This is a genomic window from Pseudomonas sp. GW821-FHT03E01 (assembly GCF_059420765.1).
In genome coordinates this window covers 91,630-112,001 of sequence record NZ_JBWKUI010000003.1, presented here as the reverse complement: position 1 = coordinate 112,001, position 20,372 = coordinate 91,630, and the positions used below count along the sequence as shown (strand labels likewise).

Below are 20,372 nucleotides of genomic sequence, written 5' to 3'. Positions count from 1 at the left end.
AGACCCCGACGAGGTACCTCCTTGGAGGAATAGGCTCATTCGCTATTCCGGTTCAGGCTTTGGGCCATACCCTCATCTACGGGAAAGCCTGGATATGGCCCATCTGACGCAACGCAGTTTCGAACCCCTGAACATTGCCGTGCTGACCATCAGCGATACGCGCACCTTTGACACCGACACTTCAGGACAGACCCTGGCGGATTTGCTGCAAACGGCCGGGCATGTGCTGATCGATCGTGGCCTGGTCAAGGACGACATTTATCAGATCCGCGCAACGGTCTCCCAGTGGATCGCCGACCCCCGGGTGCAAGTCATATTGATGACTGGCGGCACCGGTTTCACCGCTCGTGACAACACACCGCAAGCGGTGCTGCCACTACTGGACAAACATGTGGAAGGCTTCGGCGAATTGTTCCGCCAGGTGTCGCTGGAGGAGATTGGCATGTCCAGTCTGCAGTCCCGGGCACTGGCCGGGATGAGTAACGGTGTACTGGTGTGCTGCGTTCCTGGCTCGCCGGGTGCCTGCCGGACTGCCTGGAACAAGATTCTGCTCGAGCAACTGGACAGTCGCACCGGCCCGTGTAACTTCGCCCCGCATTTGAAAGCGCAAGCACAGCGGGTCATCGACGCCTGCGAGACACGCTCATGAGCGGCCGGGTGTGCGACCTCGGCAACCTGATGCCCGTGGACGAGGCCATCAGCCGTCTGCTCGACCAGGCGCCGCCACCGCCCCTGGCGCAAATGGTCCGTCTGGACCAAGCCATGGGGCGGGTACTGGCGGTGGACATTCATTGCCCGGTGAACCTGCCGGCCTGGGACAACAGTGCCATGGACGGGTATGCCCTCAGGGCTGGTGACCTGCCAGCGGAAGGTGGCTGTTTGACGATTGGCGGGCGAATTGCGGCGGGGGATCAGGCGCGCTCGCCCTTGCTTGCGCAGCAAACGGTGCAGATCTTTACCGGCGCGCCATTGCCACCGGGTGCCGATACCGTCGTGCCGCAAGAGCGCTGCCGGGTCGAAGGCGAGCGAGTCTGGTTCCCGCCCGTAGCCGTTGGCGATCACGTGCGCAAGGAAGGGGAGGAAGTTCGCCGCGGGCATCTGCTGCTCAAGGCTGGCAAACGCCTGCGCGCACAAGAACTGGGGTTGCTGGCCGGCGCCGGGATCGCCCGGGTCGAGGTCTATAGGCCGTTGCAAGTGTGCCTGCTCAGCAGCGGTAATGAACTGCGCGAGCCGGGCGATTCCTTGGCACCGGGGCAGATCTACAACAGCAACCGGTATTGCCTTGCTGCGTTGTTGCGCGGCTGGGGCGTCGAGGTGCATGACTATGGCGTCATGGCCGATGAGTTGGTGGCCAGCCGGCATGCCTTGAGCCTGGCGTCTTCGGAATGCGACTTGCTGTTGAGCTCCGGTGGCGTGTCGGTCGGCGAGGAAGATCACCTCAAACAGGCCATCGAGGAACTGGGCAGTGTGGATTTCTGGCGGCTGGCCATCCAGCCGGGTAAGCCATTGGCCTATGGCGAAGTGGCCGGTAAACCGTGGATCGGTATGCCGGGAAACCCGTCAGGGGCGCTGATTACCGCGTTGGTGGTGGTGCGTCCGTTCCTGCTCCGGGCCCAGGGCGTGACTGACGTGCTGCCAGTGCCGTTGGCTGTACCCGCCGGGTTCGACTGGTTGCAGCGTAACAAGCGTCGACAATACCTGCGGGCCAGGTTGATTCCCGGTGCCGATGGCCAGTTGAGTGTGGAACTGCACCCTCAGCAAAGCTCGGCCATGTTGACCGCCGCGTGCTGGGCCGACGGGCTGGCGGTGATCGAGTGCGAGCAGCAAGTGCTCAAGCACGACAACGTGATGTTCCTGTCCTTCGCCGACCTGATGCAGTGATGGCAATTGATTGCCGTCAAGGCTGTGCCTGCCGGTCTGGCTAGACTGTGTGGCGAGGGAGCTTGCTCCCGCTGGGTCGCGAAGCGGCCCTGTTATTCAGGCCTGCTGCGCAGTCCAGCGTCGGAATGCCGCCCGGAGCAAGCTCGCTCGCCACAAGCGCATTCCAACCATGGCTGATCAGGCTCCGGACTGCGCTTTTTGATGAGGATTACCCATGCAACTGGTCTGCCCGGCAGGGAATCTGCCTGCGCTTAAAGCGGCGGTGCGCCAAGGCGCCGATGCCGTGTATGTCGGCTTTCGCGATGACACCAATGCCCGGCATTTCGCGGGGTTGAACATGGACGACAAACAGTTCGACGCCGCCGTCGCCCACATCCGCCAACATCAACGCAAACTCTACGTCGCGGTCAACACGTACCCACAACCCAAGGGTTGGGAGCGCTGGCAACGGGCGGTGGATCGTGCCGCCGATTTCGGCGTCGATGCGCTGATCGCCGCCGACCCCGGGGTGCTCGACTATGCCAGTCAGCGTCACCCGCAATTGGCCCTGCATCTGTCGGTTCAGGGGTCGGCAACCCATGCCGCGGCGCTGGAATTTTATGCGCAGCGCTACGGCATTCGTCGCGCGGTATTGCCACGGGTGTTGTCGTTGGCGCAGGTACGTCAAGTCGCCGCCAGCAGCTCGGTGCCCATCGAAGTTTTTGGCTTCGGCAGCTTGTGCATCATGGCCGAAGGGCGTTGCCACCTGTCTTCCTACATTACCGGTGAGTCGCCGAACCTGTGCGGTGTCTGTTCGCCAGCCAAAGCCGTGCGTTGGAGCGAGGACGCCGAAGGCTTGAGCGCGCGCCTCAGCGAAGTGCTGATCGATCGCTACACCCCTGACGAATCGGCCGGTTACCCGACCTTGTGCAAAGGCCGTTTTCTGGTCGATGGCAAACGCTTTCATGCGCTGGAGGAGCCCACCAGCCTCGACACCCTGGACTTGCTCCCGGAATTGACGGCCATTGGCGTCGAAGCGGTGAAAATCGAGGGCCGCCAACGCAGCCCGGCGTATGTCGAACAAGTCACCCGGGTCTGGCGCGCGGCATTGGATGCTCACCGTGGCGCGCCCGGCAGTTTTCGGGTCAAGGAAGAATGGCGTCAGGTGCTGGCCGGTTTGTCCGAAGGCAGCCAGACCACCCTGGGCGCTTATCATCGATCATGGCAATGAGGGACGCGACATGAAGCTCAGCCTGGGACCGGTCCTGTTTTATTGGGACAAAGAGCAACTCAGCAACTTTTACGCCGACATGTCGACCTTGCCCCTGGACGTGATTTATCTGGGGGAAACCGTGTGCTCCAAACGCCGGGCCTTTTCCCTGGATCAATGGCTGGGGCTGGGGCGCGAGTTACAGGAATGCAGCCAGGCACAGTTGGTGCTTTCCAGCCTGACGCTGATCGAGGCTGCCTCCGAACTCTCCAGCCTGCGCCGGCTGTGCGACAACGGCGAGTTGTTGGTGGAGGCCAACGACATGGGCGCGGTGCATTTCCTGGCCGAGCGCAAGTTACCTTTCGTGGGCGGCCCGGCGCTCAATCTGTACAACGGCCACTCATTGGCACAATTACTCGACAGCGGAATGACTCGCTGGGTGCCGCCCGTGGAGTGTTCGGCGACGCTGATCAGCGACGTGATCGGGCAAGTGCGCGAGCTGGGCCGTGCAGTGCCGGAAGTTGAAATCTTCGCCTATGGGCATCTGCCGTTGGCCTATTCCGCCCGCTGCTTCACTGCCCGTGCAGAAAACCGGCCCAAGGACGACTGCCGGTTCTGCTGCATCAACTACCCCGATGGCCTGGCGCTGACCAGCCAGGAGGGGCAACCACTGTTTACCCTTAACGGTATTCAAACGATGTCGGCCGAGGTGACCAACCTGCTGGCCGATTACGCCGGACTGGTGGCCTGTGGTGCCGATCTGTTGCGCTTGAGCCCTCGTGCTCAGGGCATGGACGAAGTGATCGCGGCCTATCAACGGGTTCGTTTGGGCGAAACACCGCCGCTGTTCGTCGAAGGTTGCAATGGCTATTGGCATGGTCAGGCCGGCATGCTGCGCGTCGAGGAGGTTGGCCTGTGCTGAATCGAAAGAAGTGGCTGTTGAAAGGCGCCGACCGGTTGTTGCCACTGGTGCGCCGGGTGCCTTTTGCCGTGCAGCGCCTGGCGTTGCAGCAGGCGCTGAATCGCTGCCTCGCCGAGCCATTGCGCGAGGGCGAGTTCGAAGTGCTGCGCGGGCGCTGGCTGTGCTTGCGGATTCCGGACCTGGGTTTGTCCTGGTACCTGACGCTCAGTCGTCAGGGCTTGCGGATTGCCGAGCACGCTACGGCGAACGTGACCATCAGCGGTAACTGGCGCGAATTTTTATTGCTGGCCAGCCGTCAGGAAGATCCCGACACGTTGTTCTTTCGCCGGCGGCTGGTCATCGAGGGTGATACCGAACTGGGGCTGGCGCTGAAGAACCTGATTGACAGCCTTGATCCCGATGTTCTGCCCGTGTGGTTGTGGCGCAATCTGGAGCGGGCGGGGAAGGGCTTGGCGGCGGGATGAGCAACGTAGATTAAATGTGGGAGCGAGCAGGTTGAATCGTCGCACCGCCGCTCCCACAGTTGGATTTTCGTTGGCCCTCAGGCCATCGTTTACTGTAATGCTGTTCACTTAAGCCGTAATGCGATCTGTAGCAGCTGTCGAGCCTGCGAGGCTGCGTTCGGCGGCGAAGCCGTCGTGAATCCGGCTAGTGCGGTCTGCCTGACACGCCGCAATCACTGGTTTGACGACGGCTTCGCCGCCGAACGCAGCCTTCGGCAGCTGCTACAAGGAATGCGTCGCGGCTGAAATTGCTTAAGTGAACAGCATTAATCGTTTACTGGCGGCTTCCGTGCTGTCGGGCATCACTGGCAATCAACTGCCTGATCCCTTCAAACAACTCATCACTCTGCGCCAGCGTGCAGTCCTCGCCATAGCGTTTGCGCAGCCCGTAGTGGCTGAGGATCAGGTGCACGTCCGCGTGCAGGCCATGTTGCTTGAGGCAGTTCTCGACGCATTGCAGCGGGCAGCCGTCCAGCGCGAAGATCCGGCGCCCCGAGCGCGCTTTGTTGACCAGCGCTGCCACATGCCCGCCGACACCAACGATGCAGGACATTTCAGCGAGACCACTGCGATCCAGGCGCACGGCCAGGGTGTTGGCCAGTTGGGCGACGTTGGAGCAGCCTGAGCAGGAGTAAACCAAAGGCAGGGTTGAACGGGGCATTTGCACTCTCCGTGGATGGGCTCTGTCAGTGTGCAAGAGGTGTGGATGGGTACCTTGATGACGGTCAATTCCGGCTATTGGAAAGCGGCCAGTTCCTCTTCAGCGAGGATGCTGATGTGGCGTCGCTCCATGGCAATCAGGCCGCTTTCCACCAGGCGATGCAGTATCCGCGAAAAGGTTTCCGGCTGAATTCCCAGCTTCGACGCCACCAGGCGTTTGGACATCTGCAAGACAATCTGGCCGGTCACCGGGTGGCGTTCCTGGAACAGGAAATTGATCACCCGACGGCTCGCACTGGCCATGGTCAAGGTATCGATATCGCGCAGACGCAGGTGCAGGTGCACACTCATGCTCGCCAGGATGGCCAGGCAGACTTTTGGCTGGTCCTCCAGGGCATTGCGGTAATGGTTGCCGTCGATGCTCACCAGCACGCTGTCCTTCAGCGCGGTGGCGCTCACCGGATACAGACGAGCCTGGCTGAACAGCAAGGCTTCGGCAAAAGTCTGGCCGGGCTGAATGATCTCCACCAGGTTCTCCTGGCCTTCGCCGGTGAGCCGGTACAACTTGACCTGGCCGCTGACCAGCAGGAAAAAACGCCTGGCCGGATCCCCTTGATGCATGAGCGTACTGTGACAACTCAGGCGTTTGAGCATGGCCAGGCCGCAGACTTCCTCGAAGACTTTCTCCGGCAGTTGGCTGAACAGATGATGACGGCGCAACGTTAAAACGATGGAAGGGTGAGTCAGCATGGCGTACCTCCGCTGACGACCATAGTAGAGAGCGCAGGCTTGATGACCTATGCCTCTGCAGGCCTACCTCCAAAGAGGAATACCCTTCAGCCGGCGTTGCGCAGATGTTCCATGGCCCACACCGCCGCCTCTACTCGTGAGCGCAAGCCGAGTTTGTGCAACAGGTTTTTGACGTGAACCTTGACCGTGCCTTCGGTGATGCCCAGCTTGTGCCCGATGACCTTGTTGCTGAAGCCGCTGGCGATGGTTTTCAGCACCTGACGCTCACGCTCGGTCAGTTCCACCACGGCCTGACGCGCAGGAGCACGCAGTGCTTGCGCCATGACTTGGGTCAGTCCCGGGCTGATCACCAGCGCGCCGTTCAGGGCATCGCGGATGTACTGAATCAACAGTTCGGGCTCCATGTCTTTGAGCAGATAGCCGTCGGCATCCAGGCGCAGTGCATCGCGAATGTCGTCTTCGGCGTCCGACACCGTAAACAGCAGGACTTTGCCGGTGTAGTGCATGGCTCGTAGTCGGCGCAGGGTTTCGATGCCATTCATTTGCGGCATGTTGTTGTCGAGCAAAACCAGGTCCGGTTGAAGCGGCTCAATCAGACTGAGTGCTTCTTCACCCTGGCTGGCTTCGCCGATGATCAGGAAGTCATCTTCGAGTTCGAGCATCTGGCGAATGCCGTGACGCATCATCGGGTGATCGTCTACCAGCAGGATTTTGTGTTGTGGGGACGGGGTCATGTGGCGCTACCTTCTGTTTGCTGCCCGAGAAACTCCGGGTGGAATTCCAGTTGGACACGGGTGCCTTGGGGCTCCCTGGAAAATATCTGCAGTTGGCCGCGCAAGCTGCGAGCCCGCTCATCCATGATGTTCAGGCCGTGGTGTTCGCGCTGGTCGACGTTGCCACTGAACCCACGCCCGTCGTCTTCGACCGACAACCTGACGGTCTCGCCATCCTGGCGCAGTTGCAGCCAGGCGTTTTGCGCATGGGCGTGGCGCAGGCAGTTGGAGAGTGCCTCGCGGGTGATCTGCAAAATGTGGATTTGTTCGCTGGCCGATAGTTGAAAGGCCAGCGTGTCGACGTGCAGGTGCACCTGGAATTCTCCGCGACGGGAAAACTCCTCGGCCGTGTCCTTGAGTTCCTGTACCAGTCCCGCGTCGTGAATCTGCAAGCGAAACGTGGTCAGCAACTCGCGCAACTGGCGATAGGCATTGTTCAGTCCCTCGCGCAATTCGCTGGTGACGGTTTCCAGGGTCTGGACCGGTTCGCCCCGGCGCATCAGGGTTTGCATGCGGCTGACTTGCAGCTTCATGTAGGACAGGGCCTGGGCCAGTGAATCGTGCAGCTCGCGGGCGATGATCGTGCGTTCTTCGAGCAGTAGCAGGCGATGATCCTGTTCCCGTTGACGCTTGAGCGAGAGCGAGGTGCCGATCAGATTGGCCAGGGCCTGGATCAGTTGGGTTTCCCAGGCTTGCATGGGGTGCCCGTCGACAAAGTGCGCCTTGAGTTCCCCCAGTTCACTGCCCTGGTTGCTGATGCTGAAGATTTGCGGGTTGGTTTTAGGGTGTCGCTGGCACGTGGCGCAGTCGCTACTGGCGCAGACTTCCCGGATGTTTGCGCCATGCAGGGCGAGCAACTGCTGGGCCGGTGCCTGCAACTGTCCCTGCAGGCACAGCGACAGGCGCAAGCCGGGCAGGCGTTGCTGGAAGCGCCGAATCAACTCATCCAGGCCTTCGGCATTGGCCAGGCGTGTGGCCAGGCTTCGGCTGCTTTGATACAGAAGCTCCAGGGCGGCATTGGCTTGTTGCAGGTTCAGGGTTTTTTGCCGGACCTGACTTTCCAGGGTGCGATGCGACTCTTCGATCGTCTCGGCCATGGTGTTGAAACTCATGGCCAACTGGCCCAGCTCATCCTCGGACTGATGGTTGACCCGCACCTTGAAGTCGCCGCGACGAAAGCGCTGGGTTGCATCCACCAACTCCTTCAAAGGGGTAACGACGCCGTACTGCAGTTCGTAGAGCCCGAGCAGCAGGACGATCATGGTGGTGAACAGGGCCAGGCCCTGGATCGCCTGTTGCCAGCCTTGCTTTTGTTCGCTTTGGCGCTGTAACAGATCGACGAACTGGTTCAGTTGCTCAACGAAGGACTGCGCCTGGGCCTGAAAGGCCGCCGCATCGCCGCGCTCCAGTGCCGGACGCAAATCCTCATTCCAGTGTTGCTGGATTTGCCCATAACTGAGTTGCAATGCGGTGGTCGGGCCATCTTCCAGTACCGCTTTGAGAGAGTGGCTGTCCAAGCGGTTTTGCAGGCTGTCGATGATGGTGGTGATTTCTTCGTCGGCGACGCCAGCGGCGAGTTTCCAGCTCAGGTGATAGGTCTCCATGCGCACCGAGCCTGCGGTGTTGATGGCAGCGGCATCGCCCTGGCTGAACCAGGCGATCAGCCCGGCGCTCAATGAACTGGCGAGCGCCAGCACGGCGATCAGGATCACCGCCAGCCCGGCGCGAGCGGGCAGGGAGCTGCGCAACCAGCGGATCATCGGCGCAGGTCCGGGAAAGCGATAAGAAAACAGAGCATGCACGTTCCAGCGTGGGGTTTTGCCGCCGTTCCTGGGCGAGCTACCTCTAAAGAGTTGTCGACAGTTCCTTGTCGGCAAAAGCGTGGGTTGAAACCCTTAACAAGCTGATAAATAAAGGTTTTCAAGGTTTTCTAGCACTACCTCCTTGGAGGTAGGCGGGCTAAGCATAGGCTTAGGCTCACATGGGCATCGTTGACTTGGGTCAAGTTTTTGCGGGGTTTGCCTCTCTAGTCTGCCGCCATGGCTAATTGACGGGAGAGCATTGTGACCCAACCGCGTGTACGACAAGGCTTGGTGCTGGGCATGAGCACGCTGGCCTTCACTGTGTGCTTCATGGTCTGGATGATGTTTGCCGTGCTCGGCGTGCCGATCAAGGAATTGCTCCAGCTCAACGAAACCCAATTCGGCCTGCTGGCCGCGACCCCGGTGCTGACCGGCTCGCTGGTGCGTTTGCCGCTGGGGTTGCTGACCGACCGATTTGGCGGGCGCAGCGTGTTTTTCCTGCTGATGCTGACTTGCGTCACGCCGCTGTACTTGATCAGTCACGCCACCGCCTACTGGCAGTTCCTGGTACTGGGTTTGTTCGTCGGCCTGGCCGGTGGCTCGTTTTCCGTTGGGATTGCCTACGTCGCCAAATGGTTCGACAAGGAGAACCAGGGCTTCGCCATGGGCATCTTCGGTGCCGGTAACGCCGGGTCGGCGGTGACCAAGTTCCTGGCCCCGGCGCTGATCGCCGCCGGCAGCTGGCAGCTGGTGCCGAAAGTCTTCAGTGCGATCTTGTTTATCACTGCGCTGCTGTTCTGGTTCCTGACCTCAGAAAACAAGGGCCATCGTAGTGCCACGGGCGCCAGCTTGCGTGAGCAACTGCGCTCGCTGAAGGATCCTGCGGTGTGGCGCTACTGCCAGTACTACTCGATCGTCTTCGGCGGCTACGTTGCCCTGGCACTGTGGATGACCAAGTACTACGTGCAGGAATACGGTTTCAGCTTGCAAAGCGCGGCGCTGCTGGCGGCCTGTTTTTCCCTGCCCGGCGGCGTACTGCGTGCCGTCGGCGGTTGGATGTCGGATCGCTGGGGGGCGCAAAGCGTGACCTGGTGGGTGTTGTGGGTCAGCTGGATCTGCCTGTTCCTGCTCTCGTATCCCCAGACCCAACTGCAAGTGCAGACCATCGACGGCCCGCTGGATTTCCACATTGGCCTGAGCCCCGCGTTGTTCACCGTGCTGCTGTTCGTCATGGGCATCGCCTTCGCATTCGGCAAGGCCTCGGTTTTCAAATACATCGCCAATGAATACCCGAAAAACATGGGCGCGGTGTCCGGCATCGTTGGCCTGGCGGGTGGCCTGGGCGGTTTCGTGCTGCCGATCCTGTTCGGCGCCCTGGTGGACCTCACCGGCGTGCGCTCTTCCTGCTTCATGTTGATGTACGGCGTGGTCTGGGTCTCCCTCACCTGGATGTACTTCAGCGAAATACGCAAAAGCCCGGTGCTTGGTAAAGAGCCGCTGCTGATCCCGTCCCCGATTTCCAGCATTGCCCAAGGAGAAGAACATGTCCGTTCTGCAAACGCCTGACAAAGGCCCGGTCATTCATGACTGGCGCCCCGAGGACCCCGCGTTCTGGGGAAGTAGCGGCAAACAGACCGCCACTCGCAACTTGTGGATTTCCATTCCTGCGCTGTTGTTGGCCTTTGCGGTGTGGATGGTCTGGAGCACGGTGATTGTGCGCTTGAACGCCATCGGCTTCAGCTTCACCACCGACCAACTGTTTTGGCTGGCGGCATTGCCGGGGCTGTCCGGTGCGACCTTGCGGGTCTTCTATTCCTTTATGGTGCCGATCTTCGGCGGCCGGCGCTGGACTGCCCTGAGCACCGCGTCGCTGCTGTTGCCATCGATCTGGATGGGCTTCGCCGTGCAGGACCCGAGCACCTCATACAGCGTGTTCGTAGTGATTGCCTTGCTCTGCGGTTTCGGTGGCGGCAACTTCGCCTCGAGCATGTCCAACATCAGCTTCTTCTATCCCAAGTCCCAACAGGGCACAGCTCTGGGCCTCAACGCCGGACTGGGCAACCTGGGCGTCTCGGTGATGCAGTTCTGCGTGCCGCTGGTGATTACCTTCGGTGTGTTCGGCTTCATGGGTGGCTCGCCGCAAGCGTTGCCGGACGGCGGTCAGTTGTGGCTGCAGAACGCCGGGTTCATCTGGGTGCCATTTATCGTCCTGGTGACAGTGTTGGCCTGGTTCGGCATGAATGACCTGTCCAGCGCCCGGGCCTCGTTCAGCGAACAGGCGGTGATCTTCAAGCGCAAGCACAACTGGCTGATGTGCTGGTTGTACCTGGCGACCTTCGGTTCGTTCATCGGCTTTTCCGCCGCGTTTCCGCTGCTGATCAAAACCTCCTTTCCGGATGTCATTGCCTTGAAATTCGCCTTCCTCGGCCCACTGGTTGGCGCTCTGGTGCGGCCATTGGGTGGCTGGCTGGCGGACAAGCTCGGTGGCGCGAAAGTGACCCTGTGGAACTTCGTGGCGATGATCGCGATGGTCTTCGGCGTGATGCACTTCTTGCCGCAGAACGGCGCGGGCGGCAGCTTCTACGGCTTCCTCGGCTTGTTCATGCTGCTGTTCATCACCACTGGCGTGGGCAACGGCTCCACCTTCCGGATGATCCCGGTGATCTTCCGCACGCAGCACGAAAAAGCCTCGGCCGGGAAATCGCCAGCCGTGCGTGAACAGGCGCTCAAGGATGCCGGCAAGGAATCGGCCGCCGTCCTGGGCTTCAGTTCGGCCATGGGCGCCTTCGGTGCGTTCTTCATTCCCAAATCCTTCGGCACTTCGATGGCCCAGACCGGCGGCCCTGAGATGGCCTTCTACATGTTCGTCGTTTTTTACCTGAGCTGCATCGTGGTGACCTGGTGGTGGTACGCGCGCAAAGGCGCCGCGACACCCTGCTGAGACGACCTGAATCCAACCATTGCGTGGGCGGGGCACAGAACCCCGCAGCAAGCCTGAGAGGACACACCGTGAGTCATTTACTGGATCAACTGCGGTTTTTCAATCGCAAGCAAAACGAGTTTTCCGATGGTCATGGAGAGACTCGCAAAGAGTCTCGCGACTGGGAGAACGTCTACCGTTCGCGCTGGCAGTACGACAAGATCGTGCGTTCCACCCATGGGGTGAACTGCACCGGCTCGTGCTCGTGGAAAATCTACGTCAAGAACGGCCTGATCACCTGGGAAACCCAGCAGACCGATTACCCGCGCACCCGCAACGATTTGCCTAACCACGAACCCCGCGGTTGCCCGCGTGGCGCCAGTTACAGCTGGTACATCTACAGCGCCAACCGCCTCAAGTACCCGAAAATCCGCAAGCCGTTGCTCAAGCTCTGGCGCGAGGCGCGGCAGACCATGGCGCCGGTGGAAGCCTGGGCGAGCATTGTCGAGAACAAGGCCAAGGCCGACTCCTATAAAAGCAAGCGCGGCATGGGGGGCTTCATTCGCTCCAACTGGGAGGAAGTCAACGAGATCATTGCCGCGTCCAACGTCTACACCATCAAGCAATACGGCCCGGACAGGATCGTCGGTTTCTCGCCGATTCCGGCCATGTCGATGGTCAGCTATGCCGCGGGTTCGCGTTATCTGTCGCTGATCGGCGGTGCGTGCCTGAGTTTCTATGACTGGTACTGCGACTTGCCACCGGCCTCGCCGATGGTCTGGGGCGAGCAAACCGACGTGCCGGAATCGGCCGACTGGTACAACTCCAACTACATCATTGCCTGGGGCTCCAACGTCCCGCAGACCCGTACCCCCGATGCGCACTTTTTTACCGAAGTCCGTTACAAGGGCACCAAGACCGTCGCCATCACCCCCGACTACTCGGAAGTCGCCAAGCTCACCGACCTGTGGCTCAACCCCAAGCAGGGTACCGATGCGGCGCTGGCCCAGGCGTTTAACCATGTGATCTTCAAAGAGTTTCACCTGGACAAACCGAGCGCGTATTTCACCGACTACGCCAAGCGCTTCACCGATTTGCCGGTGCTGGTGCTGCTCAAACAAATGGTCGACAAGGCGCCGGGCGCCGGTTACCAGCCGGACCGTTTCTTGCGCGCCTCGGACCTTACCGACAACCTCGGCCAGGAAAACAACCCGGAATGGAAAACCATCGCGCTGGATGTCAGCGGTGAACTGGTTTCTCCTCAGGGCTCCATCGGTTATCGCTGGGGCGAGAAGGGCAAGTGGAACATCCTGCCTCGTGAAGGCGGCGAAGGGCGTGAGATCGATCTGAAGCTGAGCCTGATCGGCGATGACGTCGCCGAAGTGGCGTTCCCGTATTTCGCTGGCGAGTCCCACGAGCACTTCCAGCACGTCGCTGGCGATGCCGTGCAATACCGCCGCGTGCCGGTGCACAACGTGGTACTGGCCGATGGCAGTGTGGCCAAAGTCGCCACTGTGTTCGACCTGTCGGCCGCCAATCTGGCGATCGATCGTGGCCTGGGTGGCGCTAACGTCGCCAAGGACTACAACGACGCAAGCGTACCCGGCACCCCGGCCTGGCAGGAGCAGATCACCGGCGTCAGCCGCGAGAAAGCGATCCAGATCGCCCGCGAGTTCGCCGATAACGCCGACAAGACCAAGGGGCGCTCGATGATCATCGTCGGCGCGGCGATGAACCACTGGTACCACATGGACATGAACTACCGCGGGCTGATCAACATGCTCATGCTCTGCGGGTGTGTCGGCCAGACCGGTGGCGGTTGGGCGCACTATGTCGGTCAGGAAAAACTGCGTCCGCAATGCGGCTGGCTGCCCCTGGCGTTCGGCCTGGACTGGAACCGTCCGCCACGGCAGATGAACGGCACCAGCTTCTTCTACGCCCACAGTTCGCAATGGCGCCACGAGAAGATGAGCATGCACGACGTGCTCTCGCCGCTGGCCGATAAATCACAGTTTCCCGAGCATGCCCTGGACTACAACATCCGTGCCGAACGCGCCGGCTGGTTGCCCAGCGCACCGCAACTCAACACCAACCCGCTGCACATTTGCCGCGATGCCGCGGCAGCCGGCATGGACCCGAAAGACTACGTGGTCAAGTCGCTGCAAGACGGCTCGCTGCGCTTCTCCTGCGAACAGCCGGACAGCCCGGTGAACTTCCCGCGCAACATGTTTATCTGGCGTTCCAACCTGCTGGGCTCCTCGGGCAAGGGCCACGAGTACATGCTCAAGTACCTGCTCGGCACCAAGAATGGGGTGATGAACGAAGACATCGGCCAGGTCGGGGATTGCAAACCCGAAGAAGCCGAATGGGTGGACGAGGGCGCCATCGGCAAGCTCGATCTGGTCACCACGCTGGATTTCCGCATGTCCTCGACCTGCGTCTATTCCGACATCGTCTTGCCGACCGCGACCTGGTACGAAAAGGACGACATGAACACCTCGGACATGCACCCGTTCATTCACCCGCTGTCGGCCGCCATCGACCCGGCGTGGGAATCGCGTTCCGACTGGGAAATCTACAAAGGCATCGCCAAGGCCTTTTCCAGCATGGCTGAAGGGCATCTGGGCGTTGAGAAGGACCTGGTGACCATTCCGCTGATGCACGACAGCGTCGGTGAACTGGCTCAACCTTTTGGCGGCACCGACTGGAAAAGCGCCGGCGTGGCCCCAGTGCCAGGCAAGAACGCGCCGAACCTGCATGTGGTGGAGCGTGATTACCCGAACATTTACAAGCAGTTTTCCTCGCTGGGGCCATTGCTGGAAAAACACGGCAACGGTGGCAAGGGCATCAACTGGAACACCGACGCCGAAGTGAAATTCCTCGGTGCGCTCAATCACCGCGAAGGGGCTGCCGGGATCAGTCATGGTCGGCCGAAAATCGACTCGGCGATCGATGCTGCTGAAGTGATTCTGTCCCTGGCGCCGGAAACCAATGGCCATGTCGCCGTCAAGGCCTGGGCTGCGTTGTCGGAATTTACCGGCATCGATCACAGCCACCTGGCGTTATCCAAGGAACACGAGGCGATCCGATTCCGCGACATTCAAGCGCAGCCGCGCAAGATCATTTCCAGCCCTACCTGGTCGGGTCTCGAAGACGATCACGTCAGCTACAACGCCGGCTACACCAACGTTCACGAAGCCATCCCATGGCGCACCATCACCGGTCGCCAGCAGTTCTACCAGGATCACCCGTGGATGCAGGCATTCGGCGAGCAACTGATGAGTTACCGCCCGCCGGTCAACACCCGCACCATTGCAGGGGTGAAAGGCAAGCGCAGCAACGGCGAGACCGAAATCGTCCTGAACTGGATTACTCCGCACCAGAAATGGGGCATCCACAGCACTTACAGCGACAACCTGCTGATGCTGACCCTCAGCCGCGGCGGGCCGATTGTCTGGCTCTCGGAGAACGACGCGAAACGCGCCGGCATCGAAGACAACGACTGGATCGAATGCTTCAACGCCAACGGTGCGCTGACCGCACGAGCGGTGGTCAGCCAGCGGGTCAAGGACGGCATGGTGATGATGTACCACGCCCAGGAACGGATCGTGAACGTGCCTGGTTCGGAAACCACCAAGACCTGTGGCGGCCACCACAACTCGGTCACCCGCGTGGTGCTCAAACCGACCCACATGATCGGCGGCTATGCACAGCAGGCCTACGGTTTCAACTATTACGGCACGGTCGGTTGCAACCGCGATGAATTCGTCGTGGTACGCAAAATGGCCAAAGTCGACTGGCTCGATGGCTCAAACGGCGATGACCTGCCGCGTCCTCTGCCGACCGATATCGAGGAGAACTGAGATGAAGATTCGCTCACAGATCGGCATGGTGCTGAACCTGGACAAGTGCATCGGTTGCCACACTTGTTCGATTACCTGCAAGAACGTCTGGACCAGCCGCGAAGGCATGGAATACGCCTGGTTCAACAACGTCGAATCGAAACCCGGCATCGGTTACCCGAAAGAATGGGAAAACCAGGACAAGTGGAAGGGCGGCTGGATCCGCAATGCCAACGGCACGATCAACCCGCGCATCGGCGGTAAATTCCGCGTGCTGGCAAACATTTTCGCCAACCCGGACCTGCCGAGCCTCGACGATTACTACGAACCGTTCGACTTCGATTACCAACACCTGCATACCGCGCCGCTGGGCGAGCATCAGCCCACCGCGCGCCCGCGTTCGCTGATCTCCGGCAAGCGCATGGAAAAAATCGAGTGGGGCCCGAACTGGGAAGAAATCCTCGGTACCGAGTTCGCCAAGCGCCGCAAGGACAAGAACTTCGACAAGATCCAGGCGGACATTTACGGCGAATACGAAAACACCTTCATGATGTATTTGCCGCGCCTGTGCGAGCACTGCCTCAACCCGGCGTGCGCGGCGTCGTGCCCGAGCGGGGCGATCTACAAGCGCGAAGAAGACGGCATTGTGCTGATCGACCAGGAAAAATGCCGTGGCTGGCGGATGTGCATCAGCGGCTGCCCGTACAAGAAGATCTATTTCAACTGGAAAAGCGGCAAATCCGAGAAGTGCATCTTCTGCTACCCGCGTATCGAAGCCGGGATGCCGACTGTTTGCGCCGAAACCTGTGTCGGGCGTATCCGTTACCTCGGTGTGCTGCTGTATGACGCCGACCGCATCAGCGAAGTGGCGAGCACCGCCAATGAGCAAGACCTGTACGAGAAACAACTGGAGATCTTCCTCGATCCGAACGACCCGGCAGTGATTCGCCAGGCCCTGGCCGATGGCGTACCGCAGTCGGTGATTGATTCCGCCCAGCGTTCGCCGGTCTACAAAATGGCCGTGGACTGGAAACTCGCACTGCCGCTGCACCCGGAATACCGCACCTTGCCGATGGTCTGGTACGTACCGCCGCTGTCGCCGATCCAGAACGCCGCCACCGCCGGCACCGTGGGCATGAACGGGGTGATCCCGGATGTCGACAGCCTGCGTATTCCACTGAAGTACCTGGCGAACTTGCTGACAGCGGGCGATGAAAAACCGGTCAAGCGCGCACTTAAACGCTTGCTGGCGATGCGCGCCTACAAACGTTCCGAGCAAGTCGATGGCGTTCAGGACCTGCAAGTGTTGAAGGACGTCGGCTTGAGCGTGGCCCAGGTCGAAGAGATGTATCGCTACCTGGCGATTGCCAACTATGAAGACCGCTTTGTGGTACCGAGTGCCCACCGTGAAGACGCCATGAGCGACGCCTTTGCCGAGCGCTCCGGTTGCGGCTTCAGTTTCGGCAGCGGTTGCAGCGGCAGCTCCGACACCAACATGTTCGGTGCGAAGAAAGCCAACCGCCGCGACGTCCTGAAAACCGTCCAGTTGTGGGAGGAATGAGCATGCAAATTCTCAAAGTGATTTCGCTGCTGCTCGACTATCCGACCGAGACGCTGATTGGCGGGCGCGACGAACTGGAGCAAGCGATTATCCAGTCACGGGAAATCAGCCCTAAACAGCGCGGTGCGTTGTTCGAATTGCTGGAGTTGATCTGCGCCAATGACCTGATGGACGGGCAGGAGCACTACGGCGCGCTGTTCGGCCGGGGGCGTTCGCTGTCGTTGCTGTTGTTCGAGCATGTGCACGGCGAATCCCGCGATCGTGGCCAGGCCATGGTCGACATGATGGCGCAATACGAAGCCGCCGGTTTTGCCATCGGCGTCAAGGAGCTGCCGGACTATATCCCGCTGTACCTGGAGTTCCTGTCCACCCGCGAAGACCTCGAGGCCCGCGAGGGCCTGGCGGATGTTTCGCACTTGCTGGCCTTGCTCGCGGCGCGTCTGGAAGAGCGCGAAAGCGCCTATGCCAGTTGCTTCCGGGCGTTGCTGCAAATCGCCGGGGCCGAGCCGCATCAGGCGGTGGCCGACCTGCGGGCGCAGGTGGCGGCGGAACCGCGCGACGACTCCCTCGAAGCCCTCGACAAGATCTGGGAAGAGGAGGCCGTGGACTTTCTCCAGGCCGAACAGCAAGACCGTTGCAGTTCGTTGCCTGGCGCCCCGGGCAAGGCCCGGGAAGAAAGCGCCGTGCCGTTGCACTGGGTGGATTTTCAGCATGAAGGGTTGGCCACCGTGCCAGCCAAGGAGGTAGGCAATGTCTAAATGGAACCTGTTGTTGTTCGGGATCTATCCCTATGTCGCTTTGGCGATTTGCCTGATTGGCAGTTGGGCCCGTTTCGATCTGTCGCAGTACACCTGGAAGGCTGGCTCCAGCCAGATGCTCAACCAGCGCGGCATGCGCGTGGCGAGCAACCTCTTCCACATCGGTGTGCTGTTTGTACTGGCCGGGCATTTCGTCGGCCTGCTGACGCCTGCATCGGTTTATCACCATGTGATCAGCACCGAGAACAAGCAGTTGCTGGCGATGGTCTCCGGCGGGCTCTTCGGCCTGTTGTGCCTGATCGGCTTGCTGATGCTGGTCAATCGGCGGCTCACCGATCCTCGGGTACGTGCCGCCTCCAGCGCTTCGGACATTTTGATTCTGCTGGTGCTGCTGGTGCAGTTGCTGCTCGGTTTGCTGACGATTGCAGCGTCCACCGCGCACATGGACGGTTCGGTGATGGTGATGCTCGCCGACTGGGCGCAGAACACCGTGCTGTTGCGGCCGATGGAAGCGGCGGCGTCCATTGCGCCGGTCGGGCTGACCTACAAGCTGCATGTGTTTCTAGGCTTGACCCTGTTCGTGTTGTTCCCCTTCACCCGTCTCGTACACATCGTCAGTGCACCGATCTGGTACCTGGGGCGTCGTTATCAAATCGTTCGGCAGAAAGTCTGAGGAGAACATCATGTCAGGTGGATGTGGATGTGGCGGCGGTAACGGCGGCAGCGGTGGCTGCGGTTCTTCTAAAAATGCAGAGCTTTCGGTACCGGAAGTTGTCGACATCGCGCAGTTTGAAGCACTGCCGGTCGAGCCGGCGGCGGCCGAGGACGCCCCGGTGCAGTTGATCGCCAGCAGCGAACAGGAGTGGCCGATCATCAGCGTCAACGGGGTGTCGATCACGCCTGAGGCAATGGCCCAGGAGCTGCAATATCACCCGGCCGAAAGCCGTGAAGAGGCGGTCTATCTGGCCGCCAGGGCACTGGTGATCCGCGAATTGTTGCAGCAGCGCATTGCCGAACTCGGCCTGGCGCTGGAGATCGGCGCTGGTGAGAACGAAGAAGAAGCGGCCACGCGTTTGTTGCTCGAACGCGAGGTGCACGTGCCGCAGTGCGACGAGGAAACCAGCCTGCGCTACTACGAAAACAATCGCGGGCGCTTTCACAGCGCGCCGTTGCTGGCGGTGCGACACATCCTGCTCGAGTGCGCGCCGGATGATGTCGAGGCTCGCAGCCTTGCGCATGCTCAGGCCGAGATATTGCTGCAACGTCTGGAGGATTTCCCCGGCAGTTTCGCCGAGCTGGCGGTGAAATATTCGGCCTGCCCGTCGAAGGCTCAAGGCGGTTCTCTGGGGCAGATCAGCAAGGGCCAGACCGTGCCGGAACTGGAGCGTCAGCTGTTCACGCTGGCGCCCGGCCTGGCCAGTAAACCGCTGGAAAGTCGCTACGGCTGGCATGTGGTGAGTGTCGATCAGCGGATTGAAGGCATGCCGTTGCCTTATGAAGTGGTGTCGACGGCGATCCGCACGCAGTTGCAGCAGGGCGTCTGGCAAAAAGCGCTGGTGCAGTACCTGCAAACCCTGATCGGAGCGGCGGATATTCGTGGCATCCACTTGCAGGGCGCCGACTCACCGCTGGTGCAGTGAGCATCGAGACAAACCGGGAGATGTGATGAACGCTGTCATGCAGGATGGTTTTGGACGGCAGATCGATTATCTGCGGATGTCGGTGACGGACCGTTGTGATTTTCGCTGTGTGTATTGCATGGCGAAAAACATGACCTTCCTGCCGCGTCAGCAGGTCCTGACACTGGAGGAATTGCAGCGCCTGGCAACGCTGTTCGTCGGGTTGGGCGTCCGCAAAATCCGCCTCACCGGCGGTGAGCCGCTGATTCGTCCGGGCATTGTCGATCTGTGCCGCAACATCGCCGCATTGCCCGGTTTGCGCGAGCTGGTGATGACCAGCAACGGCTCGCAGCTGGGCCGTCTGGCCCGGCCGTTGGCGGAGGCAGGCGTCAAGCGGATGAACATCAGCCTCGATAGCCTGGACGGGCAGAAGTTTCGCGCAATCACCCGCAACGGCGATCTCGATCAGGTGCTGGGCGGCATTGAAGCCGCGCGGGGCGCGGGGTTTGAGCGGATCAAGCTGAACTGTGTGGTGATGAAGGGGCGCAACTTCGATGAAGTCCCGGCGTTGGTGCAGTACGCCATCGATCAGCGCATCGATATCAGTTTCATTGAGGAAATGCCCTTGGGTGATGTCGGGCGTTCCCGGGGCGAATCGTTTTGTTCCAGCGATGAGGTCCGGGCGCTGATCGCCAGTGGTCACCGGTTGCTCGACAGCACTGAAAACAGCGGCGGACCGGCGCGCTATGTGCGCCTGGAACGCCATCCCGAGACTCGGATCGGTTTCATCTCACCCAACAGTCACAATTTCTGTGGCACCTGCAACCGGGTGCGGATGACCGTTGAAGGGAAGCTGTTGCTCTGTCTTGGCCAGGAAGACGCGCTGGACTTGCGCGGATTGCTGCGGCGTTATCCGCTGGACGACCAGCCGCTGATCAATGCGGTGCAAAAGGCTTTGCGCGGCAAGCCATTGCGCCACGACTTCAACCCCGAAGGGGAGGTGCAGATTGTGCGGTTCATGAACATGAGTGGCGGTTGAGCTGTTCTGTTAAGGAAAGAGTTTGCTAAACACAATACTTGTTGCGAGGGAGCTTGCTCCCGCTGGGTTGCGAAGCAACCCTAAATGAGGCACCACGATTATTCAGACAAATCGAGCTTGCAGGATTGCGACCGCTTCGCGGCCGAGCGGGAG

Annotated in this window: 17 protein-coding genes; 13 read left to right on the top strand and 4 right to left on the bottom strand. The window is 60.7% G+C overall.

Annotated elements, in window-relative coordinates:
- The first annotated feature begins 94 nt into the window (after positions 1 to 94).
- The 5 genes from moaB (at position 95) to ubiT (ending at position 4,456) form a co-directional block, all read left to right on the top strand.
- Positions 95 to 649: a molybdenum cofactor biosynthesis protein B gene (gene moaB / locus AC07VO_RS06030; protein WP_018927799.1), complete on the top strand. Its 555-nt coding sequence runs from the start codon at positions 95 to 97 to the stop codon at positions 647 to 649.
- Positions 646 to 1,881: a molybdopterin molybdotransferase MoeA gene (locus tag AC07VO_RS06025; RefSeq protein WP_192351175.1), complete on the top strand. Its 1,236-nt coding sequence runs from the start codon at positions 646 to 648 to the stop codon at positions 1,879 to 1,881. Before moaB ends, AC07VO_RS06025 begins: the two co-directional genes overlap by 4 nt.
- A gap of 214 nt (positions 1,882 to 2,095) precedes the next feature.
- The gene (gene ubiU, locus AC07VO_RS06020; protein WP_018927801.1) at positions 2,096 to 3,091 is read left to right on the top strand and encodes a ubiquinone anaerobic biosynthesis protein UbiU; all 996 of its coding nucleotides are present in this window, start codon (positions 2,096 to 2,098) and stop codon (positions 3,089 to 3,091) included.
- A gap of 10 nt (positions 3,092 to 3,101) precedes the next feature.
- The gene (locus AC07VO_RS06015) at positions 3,102 to 3,992 is read left to right on the top strand and encodes a U32 family peptidase (protein ID WP_018927802.1); all 891 of its coding nucleotides are present in this window, start codon (positions 3,102 to 3,104) and stop codon (positions 3,990 to 3,992) included.
- Positions 3,986 to 4,456, top strand: coding sequence for a ubiquinone anaerobic biosynthesis accessory factor UbiT (ubiT, locus tag AC07VO_RS06010; RefSeq protein WP_019649068.1), 471 nt, complete (start codon positions 3,986 to 3,988; stop codon positions 4,454 to 4,456). The genes AC07VO_RS06015 and ubiT overlap by 7 nt, the downstream gene beginning before the upstream one ends.
- Positions 4,457 to 4,769: 313 nt before the next feature.
- Here ubiT and AC07VO_RS06005 read toward each other — a convergent pair whose 3' ends face one another.
- The 4 genes from AC07VO_RS06005 to AC07VO_RS05990 all read right to left on the bottom strand — a co-directional run bounded on the left by AC07VO_RS06005 (position 4,770) and on the right by AC07VO_RS05990 (position 8,438).
- Entirely contained in the window at positions 4,770 to 5,156 is a 387-nt protein-coding gene (locus tag AC07VO_RS06005) for a putative zinc-binding protein (protein WP_064617227.1), read from the bottom strand.
- Positions 5,157 to 5,230: 74 nt separating this feature from the next.
- A complete protein-coding gene (locus tag AC07VO_RS06000) occupies positions 5,231 to 5,905 on the bottom strand; it encodes a Crp/Fnr family transcriptional regulator (protein WP_192351179.1) in 675 nt (224 codons plus the stop codon).
- Between the two features lie 86 nt (positions 5,906 to 5,991).
- On the bottom strand, positions 5,992 to 6,639 hold the full coding sequence (gene narL, locus AC07VO_RS05995; RefSeq protein ID WP_192351181.1) for a two-component system response regulator NarL: 648 nt from the start codon (positions 6,637 to 6,639) through the stop codon (positions 5,992 to 5,994).
- A complete protein-coding gene (locus tag AC07VO_RS05990; RefSeq protein WP_018927807.1) occupies positions 6,636 to 8,438 on the bottom strand; it encodes a HAMP domain-containing protein in 1,803 nt (600 codons plus the stop codon). The genes narL and AC07VO_RS05990 overlap by 4 nt, the downstream gene beginning before the upstream one ends.
- Before the next feature lie 303 nt (positions 8,439 to 8,741).
- Here AC07VO_RS05990 and AC07VO_RS05985 point away from each other — a divergent pair, with 303 nt between their 5' ends.
- The 8 genes from AC07VO_RS05985 (at position 8,742) to moaA (ending at position 20,219) form a co-directional block, all read left to right on the top strand.
- On the top strand, positions 8,742 to 10,046 hold the full coding sequence (locus tag AC07VO_RS05985; protein WP_018927808.1) for an MFS transporter: 1,305 nt from the start codon (positions 8,742 to 8,744) through the stop codon (positions 10,044 to 10,046).
- Positions 10,024 to 11,421, top strand: a complete 1,398-nt coding sequence (locus AC07VO_RS05980) for a NarK family nitrate/nitrite MFS transporter (RefSeq protein ID WP_111454555.1) — start codon at positions 10,024 to 10,026, stop codon at positions 11,419 to 11,421. The genes AC07VO_RS05985 and AC07VO_RS05980 overlap by 23 nt, the downstream gene beginning before the upstream one ends.
- Positions 11,422 to 11,489: 68 nt before the next feature.
- On the top strand, positions 11,490 to 15,263 hold the full coding sequence (locus AC07VO_RS05975) for a nitrate reductase subunit alpha (RefSeq protein WP_495007489.1): 3,774 nt from the start codon (positions 11,490 to 11,492) through the stop codon (positions 15,261 to 15,263).
- Position 15,264: 1 nt separating this feature from the next.
- Positions 15,265 to 16,803, top strand: coding sequence for a nitrate reductase subunit beta (gene narH / locus AC07VO_RS05970; RefSeq protein WP_018927811.1), 1,539 nt, complete (start codon positions 15,265 to 15,267; stop codon positions 16,801 to 16,803).
- A gap of 2 nt (positions 16,804 to 16,805) precedes the next feature.
- A complete protein-coding gene (narJ, locus tag AC07VO_RS05965) occupies positions 16,806 to 17,561 on the top strand; it encodes a nitrate reductase molybdenum cofactor assembly chaperone (RefSeq protein WP_018927812.1) in 756 nt (251 codons plus the stop codon).
- Positions 17,554 to 18,234, top strand: a complete 681-nt coding sequence (gene narI / locus AC07VO_RS05960; RefSeq protein ID WP_018927813.1) for a respiratory nitrate reductase subunit gamma — start codon at positions 17,554 to 17,556, stop codon at positions 18,232 to 18,234. Before narJ ends, narI begins: the two co-directional genes overlap by 8 nt.
- A gap of 10 nt (positions 18,235 to 18,244) precedes the next feature.
- Positions 18,245 to 19,201 (top strand): peptidylprolyl isomerase, encoded by a 957-nt coding sequence (locus AC07VO_RS05955; protein WP_018927814.1) that lies wholly within the window; start codon positions 18,245 to 18,247, stop codon positions 19,199 to 19,201.
- A 25-nt stretch (positions 19,202 to 19,226) separates the two neighbouring features.
- Positions 19,227 to 20,219, top strand: coding sequence for a GTP 3',8-cyclase MoaA (moaA, locus tag AC07VO_RS05950; protein WP_192351183.1), 993 nt, complete (start codon positions 19,227 to 19,229; stop codon positions 20,217 to 20,219).
- The last annotated feature ends 153 nt before the right edge of the window (positions 20,220 to 20,372 follow it).